General features: G+C 62.4%; 1 protein-coding gene. It reads right to left on the reverse strand.

Features of this window, described 5'->3' with window-relative positions; translation table 11 throughout:
* Positions 1-237 (reverse strand): hypothetical protein (locus tag RYX56_RS26845; protein ID WP_317124487.1); only part of this gene is annotated, 237 nt, incomplete at both ends.

Raw genomic sequence — 237 nt, forward strand, 5'->3', positions numbered from 1 at the left:
GTGCGCGGTCGCGTCCATAGCGGCGGATCAAGCCCTCCTCACAGAGGTGGCGCAGATAGGCCACACGGTCCGGCCAATTGCCCGCCACGTCCCCCATCGGATACTGCGGGTAGCGGTCGATGCTGGTGGAGTCGAGCCGGATGTTGATGTTGCACTTCTCGGCAATCTCCAGGGTGGCGTCACAGGCCTCGGGAAATTCAGAGAACAGGGCGCGCATCTCCGCTGGGCTTTTGAAAT

The organism is Alkalihalophilus lindianensis (genome assembly GCF_032843265.1).
GTDB classification, from domain to species: domain Bacteria; phylum Bacillota; class Bacilli; order Bacillales; family Bacillaceae_D; genus Alkalihalophilus; species Alkalihalophilus lindianensis.